Annotated in this window: 18 protein-coding genes and 1 pseudogene; 13 read left to right on the forward strand and 6 right to left on the reverse strand. The window is 68.8% G+C overall.

The window, feature by feature from the left end; genetic code table 11:
• Positions 1 to 55 precede the first annotated feature (55 nt).
• From aroA to AUC44_RS03745, 6 genes are all read left to right on the forward strand, one after another.
• A complete protein-coding gene (gene aroA, locus AUC44_RS03725) occupies positions 56 to 1,381 on the forward strand; it encodes a 3-phosphoshikimate 1-carboxyvinyltransferase (RefSeq protein ID WP_062157451.1) in 1,326 nt (441 codons plus the stop codon).
• Between the two features lie 111 nt (positions 1,382 to 1,492).
• Positions 1,493 to 1,771, forward strand: a complete 279-nt coding sequence (locus AUC44_RS03730; RefSeq protein ID WP_062157452.1) for a YiaA/YiaB family inner membrane protein — start codon at positions 1,493 to 1,495, stop codon at positions 1,769 to 1,771.
• A 106-nt stretch (positions 1,772 to 1,877) separates the two neighbouring features.
• On the forward strand, positions 1,878 to 2,996 hold the full coding sequence (locus tag AUC44_RS03735) for a PQQ-dependent sugar dehydrogenase (protein WP_062157453.1): 1,119 nt from the start codon (positions 1,878 to 1,880) through the stop codon (positions 2,994 to 2,996).
• Between the two features lie 182 nt (positions 2,997 to 3,178).
• Positions 3,179 to 3,697: an SWIM zinc finger family protein gene (locus AUC44_RS16990; RefSeq protein ID WP_231724515.1), complete on the forward strand. Its 519-nt coding sequence runs from the start codon at positions 3,179 to 3,181 to the stop codon at positions 3,695 to 3,697.
• Positions 3,601 to 6,540 carry an SNF2-related protein gene (locus AUC44_RS03740; protein WP_231724516.1) on the forward strand — a complete coding sequence of 980 codons (2,940 nt, stop codon included), beginning with the start codon at positions 3,601 to 3,603 and terminating at the stop codon, positions 6,538 to 6,540. The genes AUC44_RS16990 and AUC44_RS03740 overlap by 97 nt, the downstream gene beginning before the upstream one ends.
• A 324-nt stretch (positions 6,541 to 6,864) precedes the next feature.
• Positions 6,865 to 7,101 carry a hypothetical protein gene (locus AUC44_RS03745; protein WP_062157454.1) on the forward strand — a complete coding sequence of 79 codons (237 nt, stop codon included), beginning with the start codon at positions 6,865 to 6,867 and terminating at the stop codon, positions 7,099 to 7,101.
• A gap of 63 nt (positions 7,102 to 7,164) precedes the next feature.
• On the opposite strand, the gene AUC44_RS03750 is transcribed toward AUC44_RS03745, so the two are convergent.
• Complete coding sequence (locus AUC44_RS03750; protein WP_062157455.1) at positions 7,165 to 11,784, reverse strand: DNA-directed RNA polymerase subunit beta'; 4,620 nt, start codon at positions 11,782 to 11,784, stop codon at positions 7,165 to 7,167.
• Positions 11,785 to 11,890: 106 nt separating this feature from the next.
• Positions 11,891 to 15,346 (reverse strand): DNA-directed RNA polymerase subunit beta, encoded by a 3,456-nt coding sequence (rpoB, locus tag AUC44_RS03755; protein WP_062157456.1) that lies wholly within the window; start codon positions 15,344 to 15,346, stop codon positions 11,891 to 11,893.
• Positions 15,347 to 15,694: 348 nt separating this feature from the next.
• Between rpoB and AUC44_RS03760 the strand changes: the two genes are divergently transcribed.
• From AUC44_RS03760 to AUC44_RS03785, 7 genes are all read left to right on the forward strand, one after another.
• Positions 15,695 to 16,486: a hypothetical protein gene (locus AUC44_RS03760; protein WP_062157457.1), complete on the forward strand. Its 792-nt coding sequence runs from the start codon at positions 15,695 to 15,697 to the stop codon at positions 16,484 to 16,486.
• The gene (locus AUC44_RS03765) at positions 16,483 to 16,992 is read left to right on the forward strand and encodes a hypothetical protein (protein ID WP_062157458.1); all 510 of its coding nucleotides are present in this window, start codon (positions 16,483 to 16,485) and stop codon (positions 16,990 to 16,992) included. The genes AUC44_RS03760 and AUC44_RS03765 overlap by 4 nt, the downstream gene beginning before the upstream one ends.
• Before the next feature lie 84 nt (positions 16,993 to 17,076).
• A complete protein-coding gene (locus tag AUC44_RS16425; protein ID WP_157445157.1) occupies positions 17,077 to 17,433 on the forward strand; it encodes a hypothetical protein in 357 nt (118 codons plus the stop codon).
• A 60-nt stretch (positions 17,434 to 17,493) separates the two neighbouring features.
• Positions 17,494 to 18,045 carry a DUF2239 family protein gene (locus tag AUC44_RS03770; RefSeq protein WP_062157459.1) on the forward strand — a complete coding sequence of 184 codons (552 nt, stop codon included), beginning with the start codon at positions 17,494 to 17,496 and terminating at the stop codon, positions 18,043 to 18,045.
• Positions 18,042 to 18,347 carry a GIY-YIG nuclease family protein gene (locus AUC44_RS03775; protein WP_062157460.1) on the forward strand — a complete coding sequence of 102 codons (306 nt, stop codon included), beginning with the start codon at positions 18,042 to 18,044 and terminating at the stop codon, positions 18,345 to 18,347. Before AUC44_RS03770 ends, AUC44_RS03775 begins: the two co-directional genes overlap by 4 nt.
• On the forward strand, positions 18,305 to 18,925 hold the full coding sequence (locus AUC44_RS03780; RefSeq protein ID WP_157445158.1) for a hypothetical protein: 621 nt from the start codon (positions 18,305 to 18,307) through the stop codon (positions 18,923 to 18,925). Before AUC44_RS03775 ends, AUC44_RS03780 begins: the two co-directional genes overlap by 43 nt.
• 85 nt (positions 18,926 to 19,010) lie before the next feature.
• Positions 19,011 to 19,403 (forward strand): rhodanese-like domain-containing protein, encoded by a 393-nt coding sequence (locus AUC44_RS03785; RefSeq protein WP_062157462.1) that lies wholly within the window; start codon positions 19,011 to 19,013, stop codon positions 19,401 to 19,403.
• Positions 19,404 to 19,464: 61 nt separating this feature from the next.
• Here the strand turns inward: AUC44_RS03785 and rplL are convergent, their stop codons facing one another.
• The 4 genes and pseudogenes from rplL to rplK all read right to left on the reverse strand — a co-directional run bounded on the left by rplL (position 19,465) and on the right by rplK (position 21,744).
• Positions 19,465 to 19,827, reverse strand: a complete 363-nt coding sequence (gene rplL / locus AUC44_RS03790) for a 50S ribosomal protein L7/L12 (protein WP_062157463.1) — start codon at positions 19,825 to 19,827, stop codon at positions 19,465 to 19,467.
• Positions 19,828 to 19,893: 66 nt separating this feature from the next.
• Positions 19,894 to 20,388 carry a 50S ribosomal protein L10 gene (gene rplJ, locus AUC44_RS03795; protein ID WP_062157464.1) on the reverse strand — a complete coding sequence of 165 codons (495 nt, stop codon included), beginning with the start codon at positions 20,386 to 20,388 and terminating at the stop codon, positions 19,894 to 19,896.
• A 228-nt stretch (positions 20,389 to 20,616) separates the two neighbouring features.
• A complete protein-coding gene (rplA, locus tag AUC44_RS03800; protein WP_062157465.1) occupies positions 20,617 to 21,318 on the reverse strand; it encodes a 50S ribosomal protein L1 in 702 nt (233 codons plus the stop codon).
• A pseudogene (rplK, locus tag AUC44_RS03805) lies at positions 21,311 to 21,744 on the reverse strand (50S ribosomal protein L11). The gene rplA and the pseudogene rplK overlap by 8 nt, the downstream one beginning before the upstream one ends.
• Positions 21,745 to 21,765 lie beyond the last annotated feature (21 nt).

Consider the following 21,765-nt stretch of genomic DNA (forward strand, 5'->3'; position numbering starts at 1 on the left):
CCCCCTCCTGTACAGCACCCCGGCCCGGTTCCTGCGTGCGGGCTACGCTGGCGGCATGAGTGCGGATGGCCTGCCGGAGAAGTTTGACGTGATCGTGCATCCCGCCGCCGAGTTGCGCGGGGAACTGCGGGCGCAGCCGAGCAAGAACTACACGACGCGGTACCTGCTGGCGGCGGCGCTGGCGGACGGGGAGTCACGGGTGGTGGGCGTGGCGACCAGCGAGGACGCCGAGGCGATGCTGCGCTGCCTGGAGGACTGGGGCGCGGGTGTGGAACTGGTGGGTGGGGACGCGGTGATCCGGGGCTTCGGCGCGAGTCCACGTGCGGGCGTGACGCTCAATCCCGGAAACGCGGGGGCGGTGGCGCGGTTCCTGATGGGCGTGGCGGCCCTGACGACCGGCACCGACTTCGTGACGGACTACCCGGATTCACTGGGCAAGCGGCCGCAGGGGGATCTGCTGGAGGCCCTGTCACGCCTGGGCGCGCGCGTGCAGAGCCGTGCGGGGATGTTCCCGCTGTCCATCTCGGGCCCGGTGCGGGGCGGCGTGGTGGAGGTCAGCGCCGAGCGCAGTAGTCAGTACGCCAGCGCGCTGATGTTCCTGGGCCCGCTGCTCCCGGACGGGCTGGACCTGCGCCTGACGGGGAACATCAAGAGTCACGCGCCGCTGCGGCAGACGCTGGACACCCTGGCGGCGTTCGGGGTGCAGGCGTCCGCGAGTGACGACCTGAGCCGCGTCACGATTCCGGGTGGGCAGGCGTACCGGGCGGGTCGCGTGCTCGTGCCTGGGGACTACCCGGGCAGCGCGGCGATCCTGGCGGCGGCCGCCACGCGGCCCGGTGAGCTGCGCCTGTCGAACCTCCGCGAGCAGGACCTCCAGGGCGAGCGTGAGGCGCTGGACGTGCTGCGCGAGATGGGCGCCGACCTGACCCGCGAGGGTGACACCGTGATCGTGCGGGGCGGGCGGCCCCTGCACGCGGTCACGCGCGACGGGGACGGCTTCACGGACGCCGTGCAGGCCCTGACGGCGGCGGCGGCGCTGGCGGACGGCACGACAACCTGGGAGAACGTGTACACGCTGCGCCTGAAGGAATGCGACCGCATCAGCGACACGCGCCGCGAGCTTCAGCGCCTGGGCCTGACTGTCACCGAGACGCAGGACAGCCTGACCGTCACGGGCACGCCCAGCCTCGCGGGGGGCGTCACGGCGGACGGGCACGGCGACCACCGCATGATCATGCTGCTGACCGTGCTGGGCCTGGGCGCGCAGTCTCCCATCCGCGTCACGGGCGCGCATCACATCCGCAAGAGCTACCCGATGTTCTTCCGCCACCTGGAAGCGCTCGGGGCGCGTTTCGAGTACCCGGAAGCCACGCGCGCCTGAGCCCCCAGCGGGCCCCCTTCTTGCACCGCGTTCAGGATGCGCGGGGGAGGGCGCGCGGCCTTCCTATGCTGTGGGTCAGTTCCTCACACGTCCCGTTTCAGGAGGCGCAGCATGATGCAAGGTTCCCCGGACATCGTCGGTGATTCCCCCGCCTGGCTGAGTTTCATCTGGATCGCGTTCACGACCGCGCTGGGCCTGATGCTGCTGGGCATCTACTTCATCCCGGTGGACTGGTGGGTGAAGGGGTACCTGTACATGGGCACGCTGTTCCTGACCGCCAGCACCCTGACCCTCTCCAAGAGCCTGCGCGACCGGCACGAGCACGAGCGGCTCGTGAACCGCGTCAAGAGCGCCCGCACCGAGCAGGTGCTCAGCAAATTCGATACCTGACCTGTGGCGTGCACTCGCCTCGCCTCGCGGCGTGACCTGCGGCCTGTGAAGCCGCGCTTGAGCGCGCCGGTATGCCGGGCTCATGAGCCGCTGGTCTGCTGGGAGCATGCCCTCAATCCGACTGGCTTTCCCGGCGGCGCTGGCCGCCACGACCCTCGCTCTGCTGGGGACCGGCTGCGCGCAGAGCAGCACGGGCGCGGCGCAGAGCTTCAAGGTGCCCGCCGGCTTCCAGGTGAACCTGTACGCGGACGGGTTCAAGAAACCGCGTTTCATGGTGGTGGCCAGCAACGGGGACGTGCTGCTCAGCGACACGGGGGCCGGGACCGTCTACGTCCTGCCGGACCGCAACCGTGACGGCAAGGCGGACGGCAAGCAGGTGTTCGCCAGCGGGCTGAACCAGCCGCACGGCCTCGCCATCCAGGGCGGGTTCCTGTACGTGGCGAACACGGACGGCGTGGTGCGCTTTCCCTACAGGGCCGGGGAGACGAAGGCCAGCGCCGCGCCCACGAAACTGGTGGACCTGCCGGGCGGCGGCGGGCACTCCACCCGCACCGTGGAGTTCGGCCCGGACGGCCGGATGTACGTGTCGGCGGGCAGCACCTGCAACGTCTGTGAGGAGAGCGACCCGAAACGCGCCGCGATCTGGGTGTACGACGCCGACGGGAAAAACGGCAAGCCCTACGCGACGGGCCTGCGCAACGCGGTGGGCCTGGAGTGGTTCGGCGGGCAGCTGTACGCCACGAACAACGGCCGCGACCAGCTGGGCGACGACCTCCCACCCGAGGGGTTCTACAAGGTCAAGCAGGGCGGGTTCTACGGCTGGCCGTACTGCTACACCACCCAGCCCGGACAGGCGCAGGTGTGGGACAAGGACTTCGGGCGCAAGTCGGCCGACACCTGCAAGGCCGCCACGCCCGCTTTCGCCCTGACAACCGCGCACTCCGCGCCGCTGGGACTGGCGTTCTACACCGGCAAGACCTTCCCCGCCGCGTACCGCGGGCAGATGTTCGCAGCGCTGCACGGCAGCTGGAACCGCAGCGAGAAGAGCGGGTACAAGGTGATTACCGTCGATCCGCAGAGCGGGAAGGTCACGGACTTCATGACCGGCTTCCTGCGCGGGCAGACCGTGGTGGGCCGCCCGGTGGACCTCGCGGTGGCCGCCGACGGCTCGCTGCTGCTGACCGACGACGGCGAGGGCCGTGTCTGGCGGATCCAGGCCCGCTGACCCGCCCCCTTCCGGTGAGTCGCAGCGGGGGGCTGTCCAGCCGGGTGGATTTTCTGTGCTGGAGTGCGGGTTCAGGATCACGCGGGGCGCGGTACACTGGAGGGCGTGTTTGTTCATGCCGTGAAGGTCATTCCGTCCCGCCCGCACGGCTGGACGCCTGAAACGGGCGTCCCGGTGCACGCATGAAACTCAGCCGCCTGCCGCCCGGCTTCGCGCTCGACACCGCAGCGCAGGGCCTCGCGCTGCGTGAGGAGGCCGTCACCGACGTGCGCCGCGAGTGGACGGACGACGGCTGGCACGCCGAGGCGACCGTCACCGACGCGGGCGTGCCCTACCACGCCACGGTGGACCTGCTCCCGCCGCCCGACCCGCAGCTGCGCGGCAGCTCCTGCACCTGCGGCCGCTACCGCTGCCGCCACGTGGCGGCGCTCGTGCTGGCGACCGACCCGCCCCCGGGCCGCGTCCCGCCCCGCGGGAGGTGGGCGAGGGCGGCGGCCCCCCGGCGCCCGCCGAGGAACCGCTGGACGCCCGCACCCAGCAGTGGCTGGCGTCCTTCACGGACACCCGCAGCCCCAGCCGCGGCCGCCAGTTCGAGTTGCGCTACGTGCTGCGCTTCCTGCCGCCCGGATCGTCGGCGGGGGGGCGGCGCGTGGCGCTGCAACTCCTGCGCGTGCCGCTGCGCGGCGAGCAGCCGGACGTGAAGGGCGCCGAGCGCTACCCGATGCCCCGTAACCTCAGCAGCGCGCCCGCGTTCGTGCGCCGCGACTCGAACCTGCTGCGCCTGCTGGAGATGGCCACCACCGCCACCCACGAGCCCGGCCGCTGGCAGGAGGAACTGCACGCCCTGACCGACCACCCGGCGGCGGACCTGCTGCTGGAGCACCTGCTGGGCAGCGGCCGCCTGTGCTGGGAGCGGCCCGAGCAGCCCCTCACGCGCGGCCCCGACCTGAGCGGGCAGCTGGCGTGGCTCAGTGACCCGCGCGGCGCGCAGACCCCCGCCGTGCACCTCCCGGACGCGCCGGACGCGCAGCTGCTTCCTGTCGCGCCCCCGTGGGCGGTGCGGCCCACGGCCCTGACCCTCTCGCGCGTGCAGACCGACGCCCCCGCCGAGGTCACCGCCCGGTTCCTGTCCGGCCCGGTGCTGCCCCCCGCGCAGGCCGTGGCGCTGGCCCACGCGATCACCGCCTCGGGCCTGAACCTGCCCATCCCGCAGACCGTGCAGGTCCGCGAGGAACGCCTGCCGTACACCCCGCAGCTGCACCTGCTGGCTCGCGAGGCCACCCACCACGCCTTCAGCGGCGCCCGGCATACGGTCACGCTGCCGCTGGCGGAACTCCGGCACGCCTACGCGGGCCTGACCGTCCCCGACGACCACGCGGGCACCGGCCCCGCCGTGTTCCGGGGCGGCGTCCTGACCCGCGTCACCCGCGACCCGGCCGCGGAACGGGAGGCGGCGCACACCGTCGCCCTGAGCGGCTTCATGCTCCTCGACGACGCCTACGGCCACGAGTACACCGTTCCCGGTGGAGACCACCTCCTCACCCTCGGGGACGACGACGCCTGGATGGAGTTCATGCGCGCGGGCCGCGCCGACCTGGAAGCGCAGGGCTTCACCATCCACGTCCACCCCGAGTTCCCGCTGAACTTCGCGGAGATCACCGACTGGTACGGCGAGACCGACGATTCGCACGGAGGCTGGTTCACCCTCGACCTGGGCATCGTCGTGGACGGCCAGCGCCTCAGCCTTATCCCCATCCTGGCCGACCTGATCGCCCGCCAGCCGCAGCTGTTCACCCCAGAAGCCCTGGCGGAACTCAAGGACGACGAGGTCCTGCACGCCTCCCTCGGCGACGGCCGCCGCGTCGCGCTGCCCGCCGGGCGCGTCCGGGCCATCCTGGGCGTCCTCGTGGAACTCAACCTCCGCGACCTGCCCCCCGGCCCCCTGCGCCTTCCACTCCTCGACGCGGCCCGCGTCGCCCAGCTGGAGGAAGCCGTGCAGGCCCGCTGGCTCGGCGCCGAGCGCCTGCTCGACCTGGGCCGCCGCCTGCGGGACTTCAGGGGCGTGCAGGACATCACCCCCCCGCAGGGCCTGCGCGCCGACCTGCGCCCCTACCAGCGCCAGGGCGTCGCGTGGCTGCAGTTCCTGCGCGAGTACGGCATGGGCGGCATCCTCGCAGACGACATGGGCCTGGGCAAGACGGTGCAGACCCTGTCGCACCTGCTGCTGGAGAAGGAATCCGGCCGCGCGGACCGGCCCAGTCTGGTGATCGCGCCGACCAGCGTGATCGGCAACTGGCAGGCCGAGGCCGCGAAGTTCACGCCGGACCTGCGGGTGCTGACCCTGCACGGCAAGGACCGCCGCGCGCAGTTCGCGCTGATCCCTGAGCATGACCTGATCCTCACGACGTACCCGCTGCTGCCGCGCGACATCACGGAACTGGGGGCCTTCGAGTACCACCTCGTGATCCTCGACGAGGCGCAGAACATCAAGAACACCCGCACGGCCGCCGCGAAGGCCGCCGGGAGCCTCAGCGCCCGCCACCGCCTCGCGCTGACCGGCACGCCGCTGGAAAACCACCTGGGCGAACTGTGGTCGCAGTTCAACTTCCTCGCGCCGGGCCTGCTGCACGACGAGAAGACCTTCCGCGAGCTGTACCGCACGCCCATCGAGAAACGCGGCGAAGCGTCCCGGCGTCAGGCGCTCGCCGCGCGCGTGCGCCCGTTCATCCTGCGGCGCGAGAAACGCGACGTGGCGCGCGAACTGCCCCCCAAGACCGAGATCCCGGTGCGCGTCACGCTGGACGGCGACCAGCGCGACCTGTACGAGACGGTGCGCGTCACGACCGAGACCCGCGTCCGCGAGGAACTGCGCGCGCGCGGACTGGCCCGCAGCACCATCGCCATCCTCGACGCCCTGCTCAAGCTGCGGCAGGCGGTCACCGACCCCCGCCTCGTGAAACTCGACGCGGCGCGCGGCGTGCAGAACAACGCCAAGTTCGACTGGCTCCAGGCGCACCTCCCCCAGATGATCGAGGAGGGCCGCCGCGTCCTGATCTTCAGCGGCTTCGCCACGCTGCTGCGCCACCTCGAGGACTGGCTGCGCGAGCAGCGCATCCCGTACTCCATGATCACCGGCAGCACCCAGGACCGTCAGGGTCAGATCGACGCCTTCCAGAACGGCAAGACCCACGTCTTCCTGATCACCCTGAAGGCCGGGGGCGTGGGCCTGAACCTCACGGCGGCCGACACCGTCATCCACTACGACCCCTGGTGGAACCCGGCCGCCGAGGAGCAGGCCACCGACCGCGCGTACCGCATCGGGCAGGACAAACCGGTGTTCGTGTACAAGCTGATCGCCGCCGGCAGCGTCGAGGAACGCATCCTCGACCTCCAGGCCCGCAAGGCGTCCCTGGCGCGCGGCATTCTCGACGGGGGCCTCAGCGACGCCACGCAGCTGACGCCCGCCGACCTCGACCGGCTGTTCGCGCCGCTGGAGGACGAGGAGGACGGCGACCTCACCGAACGGGCCGGGGTGGCCGGATAGGCCCGCCCCATTCCCGCTGTTCCATTCCAGAGGGTCGCCCTGCGCGGCCCTCTTCTCTGTGCTTTCACGGCAGAATTCAGAGGTCTTCAAGGGTATGCTCAATCCCTCTGAGTTGAGCGGAGCGGGCACCTGAGACAGCGGTTGGAAGTGGAGCCCTGGGGTGTGCCCTGGGCCCCTCGATGGAACTGGAAACCGCTGTCACAGCCGGCGCGGCGGTCACGCGCCGGGCACGCCGTGGTCACGGGCACTGGCGTGTCATGGGGCCGGGCTCCAGGGAGGCGGTGCGTTCCCGCCTCCGGGTTCACGGGGCCCGGGGGACTGACCATGAGTACCGTCCTGACTGCCGCTGCCCTCCGCTTCACGGCGGCCGCCGCGCTGCTGCTCGCACCGCCCGCCTGGGAACGCCTCTGGCCCACCGATCTATGGACCGCGCCGGGGTACCTCGTGTGGCTGCTGGAGGCCATGCCCGCCGGCGACGCGCCACCCGACAACCTGCCCCTGGCTGATTTAGGGGAGAACTGCCCCACCGACGACTCCTGCGCCGGAACGGGGGAGAGGTGACCCCGCACGGACGATGAAAAACCCCCTGCCCACAGGGGGCAGGGGGCGTTGGGGCGAGGAACCTTAGTTGGTGTAGGTGACGTTCTCGTTGACGACGCCGGGGCGGGTGTCGTCGTAGCTGCGGTTGCCGGTCACGGAGTCCGTGCTGGTGCTGCCCTCGCCGTACTTCTCGAGGGTGCGCTCGTCGGCGACCTGCATGTCCCGCACCGTCTGGAGGCCCGTCCCGGCGGGAATCAGCTTCCCGAGGATGACGTTCTCCTTCAGGCCGATCAGGTCGTCGACTTGGCCCTTCATGCTGGCCTCGGTCAGCACGTGGGTGGTGTGCTGGAAGCTCGCGGCGGACAGCCAGCTCTTGGTGGTCAGGCTGCTCTTGGTGATGCCCAGCAGGACGGGCTTCCAGGAGCTGGGGGTCTGGCCTTCCCCGAGCAGGTCATTGGCCTGATCGACTTCCCAGCGTTCCACGGTCTGCCCTTCGAGCAGTTCGGTGTCGCCGCCGTCGGTGATCTCGACCCAGCGGAGCATCTGGCGCACGATGACTTCGATGTGCTTGTCGTGCACCTTCACGCCCTGGCTGCGGTACACGCGCTGCACTTCTTCCACCAGGTAGCGCTGGGCGGCGTCGGTGTCCTTGTACAGCAGGAGGTCGTGCGGGTTGATGGCGCCGCGCGTGAGGGGCTGACCGGCTTCGACGCGGTCGCCGTCCTTGACGATCATGCGCAGGCCCTTGCTGATCTTCATGGCGGTCTTGCTGGAGTACTGGTCGTCGTCGGCCTCGATGCGCACGAGGTAGCGTTCCTCGTCTTCCTCGATGCGCACCACGCCGTCACGGTCGGCCACGGCCGCCGAGGTCTTGGGCTTGCGGGCTTCGAACAGTTCGATCACGCGGGGCAGACCCATGGTGATGTCCCCGCCGCCGCTGCCGGCGACCCCGCCGGTGTGGAAGGTGCGCATGGTGAGCTGCGTGCCGGGCTCGCCGATGGATTCGGCGGCGACGACGCCGACCGCTTCGCCCATGCTGACGGGTTTGGCCTGCGAGAGGTCGTAGCCGTAGCACTTCTGGCACACGCCGCTCTTGACGCGGCAGTTCAGGGGCGTGCGGATGAACACGCTCTGGAGGGCCTTGGCGTTCTTGGTGATCGCCTTGACGTCTTCCAGGGAGAGCATCTCGCCCGCTTCGATGGTGCGCCCGTCGACCTCGACCGCGTCGGACAGGGTGCGGCCGTAGATGCTGGTCTCGATCTCGCTGCTCTTGCGGGTGCGCCACTCGCCGGTGCGCTCGTCGGTCGCGCCCAGGGGCATGACGGTGTAGTCGGTGGTGCCGCAGTCCACGTCGCGCACGACGACTTCGTGGGCCACGTCGACCAGTTTGCGGGTCAGGTAGCCGGAGTCGGCGGTACGCAGCGCGGTGTCCGCGCCACCCTTACGGGCGCCGTGGGTGGAGATGAAGTATTCCAGCACCGACAGACCCTCGCGGAAGCTGGCGCGGATCGGCACTTCGATGGTGCTGCCGTCGGGGCGGGCCATCAGGCCGCGCATTCCGGCGAGCTGCGTGATCTGCTGCGCGTTACCACGGGCGCCGGAGAGGCTCATGATCCACAGGGGGTTGAAGGGGTAGTTCTTGCCGAAGTTGTCGAACATGGCGTTCTTGACTTCGTCCTTCGTGTCGTTCCAGAGCTGCACGACCTGCTTGTAGCGCTCTTCTTCGGTCATGAAGCCGAACTCGAAGTTCTGCTCGATCTCGGCGACCTTGGCGTCCGCTTCGGCCAGGATCTCGGTCTTGGCGGGCGGGATGACGATGTCGTCGATGCCGATGGTGATGCCGGAGGTCGTGGAGAGCTTGAAGCCCGCGTCCTTCAGGCCGTCGAGCAGCCCGGCGGTCGCCTCGATCCCGAGGTGCTTGAAGCACGCCATGACCATGTCCTTGAGGTGGTCCTTCTCGTAGGCGGTCTCGAGGTTCACGAGGGTGTCCACGAGGTGCGCCTGCATGCCCAGGGCTTCCTGCACGATCCGGCGGAACATCACGCGGCCCGCGCTGGTGTCGTAGGTGACGCCGTTCAGGCGGATGCGGACGTAGTCCTGGTGGTCGATCTCGCCGCGTTCGACGGCCATGACGGCCTCGTCGGGGTTGCTGAAGATGTACTTCAGGCGGCCGGGACTGGTCTCCTGACCGGCCACGACGATCGGGCTGTTCAGCGCGACCTTCCCGCCTTCGAGGGCGGCCAGGGCGGCCTGCTCGTCGGCAAATTCGCTGCCCGCGCCGAGGTTGTCCTTGCGCAGCAGGGTCAGGGTGAAGATCCCCAGGATGATGTCGCGGCTGGGCTTGACGTTCGGCTCGCCGTTCGCGGGGGACAGCAGGTTGTGCGCGCTGAGCATCTGGATGCGCGCCTCGGCCTGCGCCTGGGCGCTCAGGGGGACGTGGATGGCCATCTGGTCGCCGTCGAAGTCGGCGTTGAAGGCTTCACAGACCAGCGGGTGCAGCTGGATGGACTGACCTTCCACCAGCACCGGCTCGAAGGCCTGGATGCCCAGTCGGTGCAGGGTGGGCGCGCGGTTGAGCAGCACGACCTTGTCCTCGATGACCTCTTCCAGGGCGTCCCAGACGCTGTCGCGGGTGTCGCGGTAGCGTTCGAGCATCTTGCGGGCCTGCTTGATGTTCGTGACCTCGCCCTTCTCCTCGAGCACCTTGAACAGGAAGGGCTTGAAGAGTTCGAGCGCCATGCGCTTGGGCACCCCACACTGGTGGAGTTTCAGCTGCGGGCCGACCACGATCACGCTTCGGCCGGAGTAGTCCACGCGTTTACCCAGCAGGTTCTGGCGGAAGCGGCCCTGTTTCCCTCCGAGCAGGTCGGTCAGGGAGCGCAGGGACCGGTCGGAGCCGGGGTTCGTGACGGGGCTGCCGCGGCGGCCGTTGTCGATCAGGGCGTCCACCGCTTCCTGAAGCATGCGCTTCTCGTTGCGGATGATCATGTCCGGCGCGCCCTGGCTCATGAGCTTCTTCAGGCGGTTGTTGCGGTTGATCAGGCGGCGGTACAGGTCGTTCAGGTCCGAGGTCGCGAAGCGGCCGCCGTCCACCTGCACCATTGGGCGCAGGTCCGGGGGCATGACCGGCACGGTGTTCAGGATCATCCAGCTGGGGTGGTTGCCGCTGCGCTTGAACGCGCGGGTCACTTCCAGGCGCTTGCGGGCCTTGGCGCGCTTGTGGCGGCTGGAGTCCTTCATCATCTCGTTCAGCTCGACTTCCAGCTCGTCGAGGTTCAGGTCGTCGAGCAGTTCCTTGACGGCCTCGGCGCCCATCTTGGCGTCGAAGTCGTAGGACTCGATGACGCGCACCTGCTTGCGCACGAGGTCGATCTCGATGCGGCCGCTGATCTCGCTGCGCAGGTCGCCGCCGTCGGCGAGTTCGTCACCGGGCTCGACACGGTCACCGTTCACGACGAGGGGCTCGTCGTTGTACGCGTAAACCTTCGCCTTGCTGACGATGATGCTGGCGGGGTTGTGCAGGGTGATGGTCCCGTCGGCGTCCGCGACGATCTCCTCTTCCTTGTCGATCGCGCCCACGACCTTCTGGCCCTTCTTGACCTCGCTGCCGTCCCCGATCAGGACGTGCATGGTGGGGTTGATGGGGTACTCGGCGCGGCGCGTCCAGTGCGCCGTGACCTGCACGTCGCCCTTCTTCTTGGGGAAGGTGACGCCCGACAGGCGGCTGTCGCGGCTGACGCGCAGGCGGGTGCCCGAGGCGGCGTCGGCCAGGGTAGCGCCGGCCTCGATAATCTCGCCGTGCACGACCTGCACGTTCATGCCGTGCGGGATGTACACGCGGGCCAGGACTTCACCGCTGGGGGTGCCTTCCTCGTCCACGCCCTCGCGCAGCTCGACCATGACGCTGTCCTCGCCCATCTCGTGCAGCACGACGGTGCCGTCTATGGGCGCGGTGATCGTGACGTCGCTTTCCAGTTCGGCGAGGATCTCACCGGCGCGGAAGGTGTCCTGCTCGACCAGCGCCTCGGCGGGCACGGGCAGGGTCGCCTCGACTTCCTCGCTGTACGCGATGATCGCGCGGCGGGGGAAGCGGTACTGCGCCAGGCCGTCCATCTTGCTGACGACGTTGCCGCCCAGGATCTGGCCGCGCGTGACGTACTCGCCGTCGCGGATCTCGGCGTCGGTGCCGTTGGGGATGGAGTACGTTTCCTGACGGCCGAAGCGCAGTTCACGGTACTCGTCGTCGCTCAGCAGTTCGCCGCGCTTGAGGGGACGGCCGTCCTTCTGGGCGTTGCGGGGGTCGGTGACCAGGAAGGAGCTGAAGTACAGCACCTTCTCCAGCTGACCGGCCGAGAGGTCGAGCAGCGTGCCGATCTTGCTGGGCGTGTCCTTGACGTACCAGATGTGCGCGGCGGGCGTCGCGAGGTCGATGTGACCCATGCGGTAGCGGCGCACCTTGCTGCTCGTGACTTCCACGCCGCAGCGCTCGCAGACCTTGCCCTCGTAGCGCTGACGCTTGTACTTCCCGCAGGCGCACTCGTAGTCCTTCTGCGGCCCGAAGATGCGCTCGTCGAACAGACCCTCGCGCTCGGGTTTCAGGGTGCGGTAGTTGATGGTTTCGGGCTTTTCAACCTCACCGAACGACCACTCGCGGATCTTCTCCGGGCTGGCGATGGCGATACGAACTTTGTTGAAATCTTTCATTGAGACTCCTGGGTTGGGAGGCTTGGACCGGGTGTCCAAGGGTCTGAAGGTCTAGGGCTTTTTCTCTTCGACGTTCCGACCCTTGGACGGCGCGCATCAGCGCGCCTTAGCGCTTGGGCATCATGCCTTCGAAGATGTCGACGGCCTTGTCGCCGTTGTCGAGCACTTCGACGTCGAGGCCCAGCGAGTGGAGTTCCTTGACGAGCACCTTGAACGACTCGGGGATGGTGCTGCCCGAGACTTCCTCGCCCTTGACGATGCTCTGGTACGCGGCGTCGCGGCCGTCGATGTCGTCGGACTTGATGGTGAGCATTTCCTGCAGGACGTGCGCGGCGCCGTACGCTTCGAGCGCCCACACTTCCATTTCCCCGAAGCGCTGGCCGCCGAACTGGGCCTTCCCGCCGAGGGGCTGCTGGGTGATGAGGCTGTAGGGGCCGGTGGAGCGGGCGTGCAGCTTGTCTTCCACCATGTGGTACAGCTTCATGACGTACATGGTGCCGACCACGACGGGCCCGCTGATGGGTTCGCCGGTGCGGCCGTCGTACAGGACGCTCTTGCCGGTGCGGCTGAGTTCCATCTGGGACTTCTCGTAGTCGCCGCTGGTGTCGCTTATCACGCCGAGTTTCGCGGCGCGGTCGAGGACTTCCTGCTCGCGCTTGTCGAGTTCGAAGCCGTCGTCCTTGTTGCGCTGGATGCGTTCGGCGGCGGCCACTTCGAGCATTTCCTTGATGGTCGCTTCGGTGACGGAGTCGAAGACCGGAGTCTCGAACTTCTGCCCCGTGAGGCGCGCCACTTCACCCAGGTGGGTCTCGAGGATCTGCCCGAGGTTCATGCGCGAGGGCACGCCCAGGGGGTTGAACACGAGGTCAACGGGGGTGCCGTCTTCGAGGTAGGGCATGTCCTCGGGGGCCATGATCTTGGAGACCACGCCCTTGTTCCCGTGGCGGTTGGCGACCTTGTCGCCCACCTGCAGCTGGCGCTTCTGGGCCACGTACACGCGGACCATTTCACGCACGCCGGGCTTGAGGTCCACGCCTTCGTCGCCGCGGCGGAAGCGGACGGTCTTCACGACGATGCCGCCCTGACCGGACTGCACGCGCAGCGAGGTGTCCTTCACTTCGCGGGCCTTCTCACCGAAGATCGACCGCAGGAGGCGCTCTTCGGGGGTGGGTTCGGACTCGCCCTTGAAGCTGGTCTTGCCGACGAGGATGTCGCCGGGTTTGACTTCGGCGCCGACGCGGACGATGCCGTCCTCGTCGAGGTCGCGCAACGCGGCCTCACTGAGGCCGGGGATGTCGCGGGTGATCTTCTCGGGCCCGAGCTTGGTGTCGCGCGCCTCGATCTCGTCCTTCTCGATGTGCACCGAGGTGTAGAAGTCCTTGCGGACCAGACCCTCGCTGATGCAGATCGCGTCTTCGAAGTTGAAGCCGTCGAAGGGCATGATCGCGATGGTGATGTTCTGACCCAGCGCGAGGCGGCCGAGGTCGCTGGCGGGACCGTCGGCGATGACCTGACCGGCGCTCACCGTGTCACCGATGTCCACGATGGGGTGCTGGTCGAGGTTGGTGCCCTGGTTGCTGCGCGTGAAGCGCACGAGTTCGAAGGTGCGGACGTTGCCGGCGCTGTAGCCGATGGCGGGCGCGTCCTCGGTCAGGGTGACCTGGATGTTGCGCGCGTCCACGTACGTCACGCGGCCGGTCACGTCGCTCACGACGCTGGTGCCGCTGTCGGTCACCACGCGGCGCTCGACGCCGGTACCCACGGCGGGGCTGTCGGCGCGCACGAGCGGCACGGCCTGCGACTGCATGTTCGAACCCATGAGCGCGCGGTTGGCGTCGTCGTGCTCCAGGAAGGGAATCAGGGACGTGTTGATGGACACGATCTGCTTCGGGGACACGTCCATGTAGTCCACTTCTTCCGGGGTGTACCACAGGGGGTCACCCTTGCGGCGGGCCAGGACGCGCTCGTCACTGAAGGTACCGTCGTCGTTCAGGGGGCTGTTCGCCTGCGCGACGGTGTAGCGGTCCTCGATGTCGGCGGTCATGTAGATCACGTCGTCGCTGACGCGGCCGTTCTCGACCTTGCGGTACGGGGCCTCGATGAAGCCCAGGTCGTTCACCTTCGCGTAGGAGGCCAGCGAGGAGATCAGGCCGATGTTGGCGCCTTCGGGCGTCTCGATCGGGCAGATGCGGCCGTAGTGGGTACGGTGCACGTCGCGCACGTCGAAGCCGGCGCGTTCGCGGGTCAGACCGCCCGGCCCCAGCGCGGAGATACGGCGCTTGTGGCGCAGGTCCGACAGGGGGTTGGTCTGGTCCTTGAACTGGCTCAGCTGGCTGCGGCCGAAGAATTCGCGCATGGCCGCCACGATGGGGCGGTTATTCACGAGTTTCGTGGGGGTCGCGGCGTCAGGGTTGCCGAGCAGCATGCGCTCGCGCACGCCACGCGCCATGCGGCCCATGCCCACGCGCAGCTGGTCGGCGAGCAGTTCGCCCACGGTGCGCACGCGGCGGTTGCCGAGGTGGTCGATGTCGTCTTCGGCGACCACGACGTCGTGCATGGCGCCGTCCCCACCCTGCATGCTGACCGTCTCGCGGCCGTACTGCAGCGCCATCAGGTAGCGGATGGTGTCCACCAGACCGGCGTCGGTGAACTTGCCGTCCTCGAAGTTCAGCAGGGTGCGCTCTTCACGCTGCACGCCCAGCTTGGTGTTCATCTTGAAGCGGCCGGGTTCGCCCAGGTCGTAGCGGCGGGGGTCGGCCAGCAGCCCGTACAGGTACTGGATGGCCTTGTCGCGCTTGGGCGGATCGCCGGGGCGCAGCACCGTGAACAGGCGCAGCAGGGCCTCGTCGGCGCCCATGCCCGCGCTCTTGTCCTCGGGGAGTTCCATGTCCGGCTCGAACTCCGTGAACAGCGCCTTGAGGCTGGCGTCGTCGTAGCCCAGGACGCGCAGCAGCATCGCCACGGGGAACTTGCGCTTGTTGACCTTCATTTCCAGGATGCCGCCCGCGAACTCCAGTTCGATCCAGGGGCCGCGCTTGGGCATGGGGATGATCGCGCCGGTGTACATCTTCTTGATGCCCTTGTAGGACGAGGTGAAGTACACGCCGGGGCTGCGGTGGATCTGGGAGATGATCACGCGGTCGGCGCCGTTGATGACGAAGGAGCCGTCCTCGGTCATCAGGGGCAGGTCGCCCAGGAACACCTGGTCTTCCTTGATCAGGCCGCTGTCCTTGTGGATCAGCTGGAGCTTGGCGTACATGGGCGCCTGGTAGGTGACGTCCTTCTCGCGGCACTCCTCGGGGGTGTAGGGCGGCTCGCCCAGGCGGTACTCCAGGAAGTCCAGCACCAGACCGGTGCTGCGGCCCTTCTCGGTCTCGTCAATGGGGAAGACTTCCTTGAAGGCACTCTGGAGGCCCACGTTTTCACGCTGGTCGGGCGCTTTGTCGGCCTGCAGGAAGGCCCTGAAGGAGTTCACCTGAATCTCGGTCAGGTTGGGAAGCGGAATCACGTCCGCGATGTCACCGAATCGCTCGATGCGGGGTCCTTTACCGGTCAAACTCATGTCCACCTCGCACGCCCTCTTGTTGATTCCCGCGTCTTTCCGGGGTGGAGAAACGACGCGTCCGGGAAGCGCGGCCCCCTGTGTGGTGCGGGCGCGTTCCCTGAAAAGTGAATTAGTTTTGCAGACCCGTTCGCCGCAAAGAACTCCTGGCCCGACCCATCATGGTCAGCACAGAGCAGTATACGCCCGTCCGGCATGACCGGTCAACGGGCGCCGCCACACAAAGCGGGCGTGGGTGATGGCGCGAAGTATGCCGCATGGCCCGGCCCCGAATCAATCCACCCCGACCCTCAGGCGCACTTCACGAAACGGGCAGGATTCTCCCTGCGCGCCCCGTAGCATGAGGGCGTGGACGCCCTTGCCCCCTACCTGCCGCTGATCTACACCATCCTGCGCGGTCTGGCCCTGATCGGCCTGATTCACGCGATCGTCACGCGGCAGCAGGTGTACTGGATCGTCATGCTGCTGTTCGGCGCGCTGTTCGGCGGCCTGTTCGGACTGGCGTTCGCCGCGGTGTACACCTTCATGGTCCTGATCCCCGCCGCGCGCGGGGGCGGCCGCGTGGCCGGGCAGGCCGTGGCGCGCGGCGTCGAGGCCCTCAAACCCCTGGACACCCGCATCCGCGAGGCGCAGACCCGCCTGGATGAGAGCGATACCCTCCAGCACCGCGCCGACATGGCCGCCCTGCAGGCCCGCGCGGGCCGCCCGGACGACGCGCAGGCCACCCTCGCGCCCCTGCTGAGCGGCATCTACGCCGACGATCCGGTCGTGCTGCTCACCAGCGCCGAACTGGACCTTGCCCGCAGTGATTTCAGCGCCGCCGAGGACAAACTCACCCGCGTGGACCTGCGCACCAGCGCCGCCACCCGCACCCGCACCCTGACGCTCCTCGCGCAGGCGCAGGACGCCCAGGGCAAACCCGACGCCGACCAGACCTACCGTGAGGCCATTACGGGCGCCACCACCGAGGAACCCCGCGCCCGCTACGCCGCGTACCTGATCCGCCAGGGCCGCGCCGCCGACGCCCGCACCCTGCTCGACCAGATCGCCAAGACCGAGTCCCGCGCCACGAACCTCTATAGACGCCAGGAACGCGAGTGGTTCCAGATGGCCGCAGGACTCAGGAAAGAGCTGAAGTGATCGCCGCGCCGGTCTATCTGTACGACCCGCCCAGCCCGCCGCAGCCTGCCCGGATCCGGCGGGTGGACGGTGCCGAGACGCGCTGGACGCTGCCCCTTCCCGCCGATCTGACCCGGCAGTCCGCGCAGCTGGGGCTGGGGGGGCTGTGGATCAGTCTGTGCCCTGCGGGAGGCGTCATCGCGGCGCCGCTGTGCGAGACGTGGCAGATCAACCCGCAGACCGGTGAGCGGCTGAACAGCTGGCCGGGTGAACTGTGGACCGCGCAGGCCGACGCAGTGGTGCTCGTCACCGACCGCTCCCGCTCCTTCGACGCTCTGGAGGTGTTCACCTTCCAGGCGACCGTCGTGCAGGCCGCCGGGTCGCGCGCCGTGACCGGTCAGCTCAGCGCCCGGCCCGACTGCGGAGGCTTCGACGTGCTCGGCCTGCGTTGGGTGGGGGAGACCCTGCGCCTGAGCGCCCGCGACAGTTGCGGCCTCTGGAAAAAGCAGTTCGGAGGGACGCCCTGACGGCACCGGATCGGGCCGTGGTCGTGGTGACCCAACTGAGTGAGTCCCGCGTGCCCGTCGGCGTGACCGGAGCAGGGGGAGTGGGTGTACCTCGCGCGGGAAGGCGGGTGGTCGTCGCTGACGGACTCGTCCCCGATCATTCTGGTCACGGTGGTGCAGCAGGGGGCCGCATTTGATGCCAATCTGCGGCGCCGTCTGGTCGCCGTGGGTCTCACCCCATCACTGGCGGCTACCTTCCCGGTTGATTCGAGTATCCGGCTGGGTCTGACCTGGCCCACGGAGTTCTGGCAGCAGGCGGCGCTGGACTGGCTGGAGCGCGAGGGGCGTGCTGAGGCGTTTCTGCCTGAACTGGAGGCCCTCGTGCATACAGGCGGGACGCAGCGGATCCGTCATACGGCCCGGCGACTGGGACGGTCGGCCCGACAGCAGACACGCGAATAGGCCATCTTTATTACCCGGATAATATTGCCTCCTCGCAATTCACCCGGGTAATATCGGTGCATGGAAACCGAAGCGACCTTCACCACCTTCGACGGGCCCACCCGCCGTCTGACCGCGCCCCTCGCGGCCACCCTCACCCTGCTGCATGCCGGGCCACGCGCGGGCCGGCTGACGTTCGACGACCGCACCGGCCGGAGCGTGGACTTCGACCTGAGCGGCACCCTGGAGGAGGTGCTGGCCCGCCACCTGCCACCCGAGCCGCGCAGCGGGCCGGGCCGTCCGAAACTGGGGGTCGTGTCGCGTGAAGTGTCGCTGCTGCCCCGGCACTGGGAGTGGCTGGAACGCCAGCGCGGCGGGGCGTCGGCGGCGCTGCGCCGCCTGATCGACGAGGCCCGCAAGGCCGACCCGGACGGCGAGCGCCGCGCCCAGGCTCAGGCCGCCGCCGACCGCTTCCTGGGCGCGGTGGGCGGGGACCTGCCGGGCTTCGAGGCTGCCACCCGCGCCCTGTACGCCGGGCAGCGCGCCGCGTTCGAGGCCGCGCTGGCCGCGTGGCCGCCGGACGTCCGCACCCACGCTCTGTACCTCGCCGCTCCTGCGCTGGAGGAAGCGTGAAGCACACGCCCCGGCCGGGCATCTACCGCGTGCGGCACCTCGCGTCGGGCCGCAGCCTGCTGGGCGGCAGCGTGGACGCCCCCGCCTACCTGAACCGGGTCCGCTTCGAGTTACAGCTGGGGACGCACCGCACGCCCGCCCTTCAGCGAGACTGGACGCAGGACGGCCCGGACGCCTTCACGTTTGAGGTGCTGGATGACCTGAAGCCCGATCTGGCCGGCCGGGTGTCGCCGGACGACCTGAAGGAGTTGCTCGCGCTATGGCAGGAAAAACTGAACTGGTCCCCCCAGCAGGCATACTGACCGCCCGGACGCCCGCCGCCGAGCTGACGGTCCTGTCCAGCCACCCGGAAGCCGGGGTGCGGGCCGGGGTGGCGCGGCACCCGAATACGCCCGCCTCGGTCCTGGGCGCTCTGACGCCCGACTTCCCGCAGGAGGTCCTGGCGAACCCGGCCCTCCCGCTGCTGCGGCTGGCCGACCCGCACCTGCTGCGCGGCTGGCCCGACGCGGCCTTCCACGCCCTGCTGCGCCGACCGGACGTCCCCGCCTGGGTGAGGACGCACCTGATCCGGCACGGGCGAACGGAACTGCTCATCCCGCTGGCGCAGCACGCCGCGCTGACGGAGGCAGAGGTCCTGACCCTGGCGCGGCACGCGGCGTGGCTGGTCCGAGCCCGGATCGCCGCGCGGCCCGCCCTGCCCCCGGACCTGCTGGCCGCTCTGGCCGCCGACCCGGATTACGGTGTGAGGCTAGCTGTCGCGTCCCGCCCGGCCCTACCTGCGGGTGTGGCGGCGCTGCTGCGGCAGGACACCTCGCGCTTCGTGCGGCAGGTCGCCGAGCAGACCCATGGCCCCGCGACCCCCGTGGATCGGCCGGTCTAGGGCTACACTGGCAGAGGAAGGGAGCCGCCGGTTCTCGTTCCTCCGATCGGGAATCACGTTCACCGTCTCCCTTCTGGAGGCAGGTATGACGGGAAAGACTGCTGCTCAACTCGTCCAGGAAGCTCGGCAGCGTGTGGAGAACCTCACCGTGGATCAGGTCGCCCGCGAAGTGCAGGCCGGGGACGCCCTGCTCGTGGACATCCGCGAGCCCGGTGAGGCGCAGCAGGACGGTGTGATTCCCGGAGCGGTGGCCGCGCCGCGCGGCATGCTGGAATTCTGGGCGGACCCCAGCAGCCCCTACCACCGTCAGGAGTTCAGCCCGGAGCGGCGCGTCATCCTGCACTGCGCGTCCGGCGGGCGCTCGGCCCTGGCAGCCGATACCCTGCGGCAGATGGGCTACGGCCGGGTCGCGCATCTGGACGGCGGGATCCGGGCCTGGGCGCAGGCGGGTCAACCGGTCAACCGGCCCGAAGCCTGAGGCCAGGCGCATGAAAAACCCCCAGCCGCGGCTGGGGGTTGCACTCCCGGTGAGGGGGGACTTACTTGAGTTCGACCTTGGCGCCGGCAGCTTCCAGCTGGGCCTTGATCTTCTCGGCGTCGTCCTTGCTGGCGCCTTCCTTCAGCACGCCGCCCTTCTCGCTCATGTCCTTGGCTTCCTTGAGGCCCAGGCCGGTGATGGCGCGGATTTCCTTAATGACGTTGATCTTGCTCGCGCCGGCGTCCACCAGGACGACGTCGAACTCGGTCTTCTCTTCAACGGCGGCGGCGGGGCCAGCGGCGGGGCCGGCGGCGACGGCGGCGGTCACGCCCCAGGTTTCCTTCAGACCGTCGATGAGGTCCGCGAGTTCCATGATGGTGAGGGTGCCGAGCTGGTCGATCAGAGCCTGTTTGTCGTAAGCCATGTTGTATTCCTCCGGAATTGAAGTGGGTGGTGCGCGCCTGGGCTCAGCCCGGACGCAGGGCCGGGTTTAGGCCTGGCCTTCGAGTTTTTCTTTGTACGCTTCGAGGATGCCCACGAAGTTGCTGAGGTGGGCGCTGAGCACGCCGACCAGTTCGCCCTGCAGGCTCTGCTTGCTGCCGAGGCTGGCGAGACGTTCCACAACTTTCACGTCCACGCGGTTGCCTTCGACGAAGCCGGCTTTCACGGCGGGGATGCCCTTGTCGTTGCTCTTGGCGGCGTCGCTGAGGGCCTTGGCCACTCCGGCGGGGTCGTCCTGAGCCACGACGATGGCGCTAGGGCCCTTGAGGGCGTCCGCGAAGTCGCGGCCGCCGTCCTGGAGGGCCAGGTTGATCAGGGTGTTCTTGGCAACGATGAGCTGCCCGCCCTTCTCGCGGATGTCTTTGCGCAGTTTACCCAGCTGGCCGGCGGTCAGGCCCTGGTAGTCGACGACGTAGAACGTCTCGACGCCCGTGAGGCTGCCTTTCAGGCTGCTGAGGGTCTGCTGGTTCTTTTCGTTCGCCACGCAGTACCTCCTTGGTGGGAACGAGGTCCAGGTGCACGGTCGCGCCCTGGCAACTCGGCGGGCTGTTTAAACCTGGCAAGGGTCCCCGCTGTCTTTGGTGCCTGAGAAGAAACGTATTGGAAAGGTGCGAGGTGCACCGGGGTGCCGATAAGAAGTGCTGATGGGTGAAGGTTGATGATCAATGGATGGTTCTGTCAACCATCAACCTTTCCCTATCAACGGCCCTGATCAGGCGTTGCTGCCGCCGCTGAGGGTCAGCTGGATGCTGGGGCCCATGGTGGTGGTCAGGTACGCGCTGCGCAGGAACACGCCCTTGGCGCTGCCGGGCTTGGCGGCTTCGAGGGCACTGATCAGCGCGCCGTAGTTGGCGCTGAGGTTGCCGGGTTCGAAGCTGGCCTTGCCGATGGGGGCGTGCACGACGCCGGTCTTGTCGTTACGGAACTCGATGCGGCCGGCCTTGAGGCCCTTGACCATACCGGTCACGTCGGGGCCGACGGTGCCGCTCTTGGGGTTGGGGAGCAGGCCGCGGGGCCCGAGCAGACGCGCGAGCTTCTGGCCGACCTGGGCCATCATGTCGGGGGTGGCGACGACGGCGTCGAAGTCCATGAACCCACCGGCGATGCGCTCGATCAGTTCGTCGCTGCCGACCACGTCGGCGCCGGCGGCCTCGGCGGCCTGCACGTTGTCACCCTTGGTGATCACGGCGACGCGCACGGTGCGGCCGGTGCCGTGGGGCAGGGCGACGGTGCCACGCACGTTCTGGTCGCTCTTGCGGGGGTCGATGCCCAGGCGGAAGTGCACTTCGACGGTCTCGTCGAACTTCGCGTTGGCGATGTCCTTGACCAGCGCGGCGGCCTCGTCGATGGTGTACTGCTTGCTGCGGTCGACCTTGGCGGTCAGCGCCTGGTAACGCTTGCCGTGCTTAGGCATTGGGGGCCCCCTCGATGGTCACGCCCATGGAGCGGGCGGTGCCGGCGACGGTGTTCGCGGCGGCTTCGACGCTGCCAGCGTTCAGGTCGGGCATCTTCGTCTTGGCGATTTCCAGCACCTGCTCCCAGTTCAGCTTGCCGACCTTGGCCTTGTTGGGGGTCGCGCTGCCCTTGGCCAGACCTGCGGCCTTGCGGATCAGGTAGCTCATGGGAGGGGTCTTGGTGATGAAGGTGAAGGAACGGTCGGCGTAGATGGTGATCTCGACGGGGATGATCGCGTCACCCTTATCGGCCGTCTGCGCGTTGAACGCCTTCGTGAACTCCATGATGTTCGCGCCGTACTGACCGAGCGCGGGACCCACGGGGGGGCCGGGGTGGCCTTGCCCGCCGGGAGCTGCAGTTTGACAAGCCCTGCGACTTTCTTCATGTGATGCCTCCTTAGCTCCCC

It is taken from the genome of Deinococcus actinosclerus (assembly GCF_001507665.1).
In the GTDB taxonomy this organism is placed as follows: domain Bacteria; phylum Deinococcota; class Deinococci; order Deinococcales; family Deinococcaceae; genus Deinococcus; species Deinococcus actinosclerus.

Bases quoted from the DNA above. Each gene is read 5' to 3' on its own strand.
- aroA (WP_062157451.1), top strand. From the start codon at position 56: ATGAGTGCGGATGGCCTGCCGGAGAAGTTTGACGTGATCGTGCATCCC.
- AUC44_RS03730 (WP_062157452.1), top strand. From the start codon at position 1,493: ATGATGCAAGGTTCCCCGGACATCGTCGGTGATTCCCCCGCCTGGCTG.
- AUC44_RS03735 (WP_062157453.1), top strand. From the start codon at position 1,878: ATGCCCTCAATCCGACTGGCTTTCCCGGCGGCGCTGGCCGCCACGACC.
- AUC44_RS16990 (WP_231724515.1), top strand. From the start codon at position 3,179: ATGAAACTCAGCCGCCTGCCGCCCGGCTTCGCGCTCGACACCGCAGCG.
- AUC44_RS03745 (WP_062157454.1), top strand. From the start codon at position 6,865: ATGAGTACCGTCCTGACTGCCGCTGCCCTCCGCTTCACGGCGGCCGCC.
- AUC44_RS03750 (WP_062157455.1), bottom strand. From the start codon at position 11,784: ATGAAAGATTTCAACAAAGTTCGTATCGCCATCGCCAGCCCGGAGAAG.
- rpoB (WP_062157456.1), bottom strand. From the start codon at position 15,346: ATGAGTTTGACCGGTAAAGGACCCCGCATCGAGCGATTCGGTGACATC.
- AUC44_RS03770 (WP_062157459.1), top strand. From the start codon at position 17,494: ATGGAAACCGAAGCGACCTTCACCACCTTCGACGGGCCCACCCGCCGT.
- AUC44_RS03780 (WP_157445158.1), top strand. From the start codon at position 18,305: ATGGCAGGAAAAACTGAACTGGTCCCCCCAGCAGGCATACTGACCGCC.
- AUC44_RS03785 (WP_062157462.1), top strand. From the start codon at position 19,011: ATGACGGGAAAGACTGCTGCTCAACTCGTCCAGGAAGCTCGGCAGCGT.
- rplL (WP_062157463.1), bottom strand. From the start codon at position 19,827: ATGGCTTACGACAAACAGGCTCTGATCGACCAGCTCGGCACCCTCACC.
- rplA (WP_062157465.1), bottom strand. From the start codon at position 21,318: ATGCCTAAGCACGGCAAGCGTTACCAGGCGCTGACCGCCAAGGTCGAC.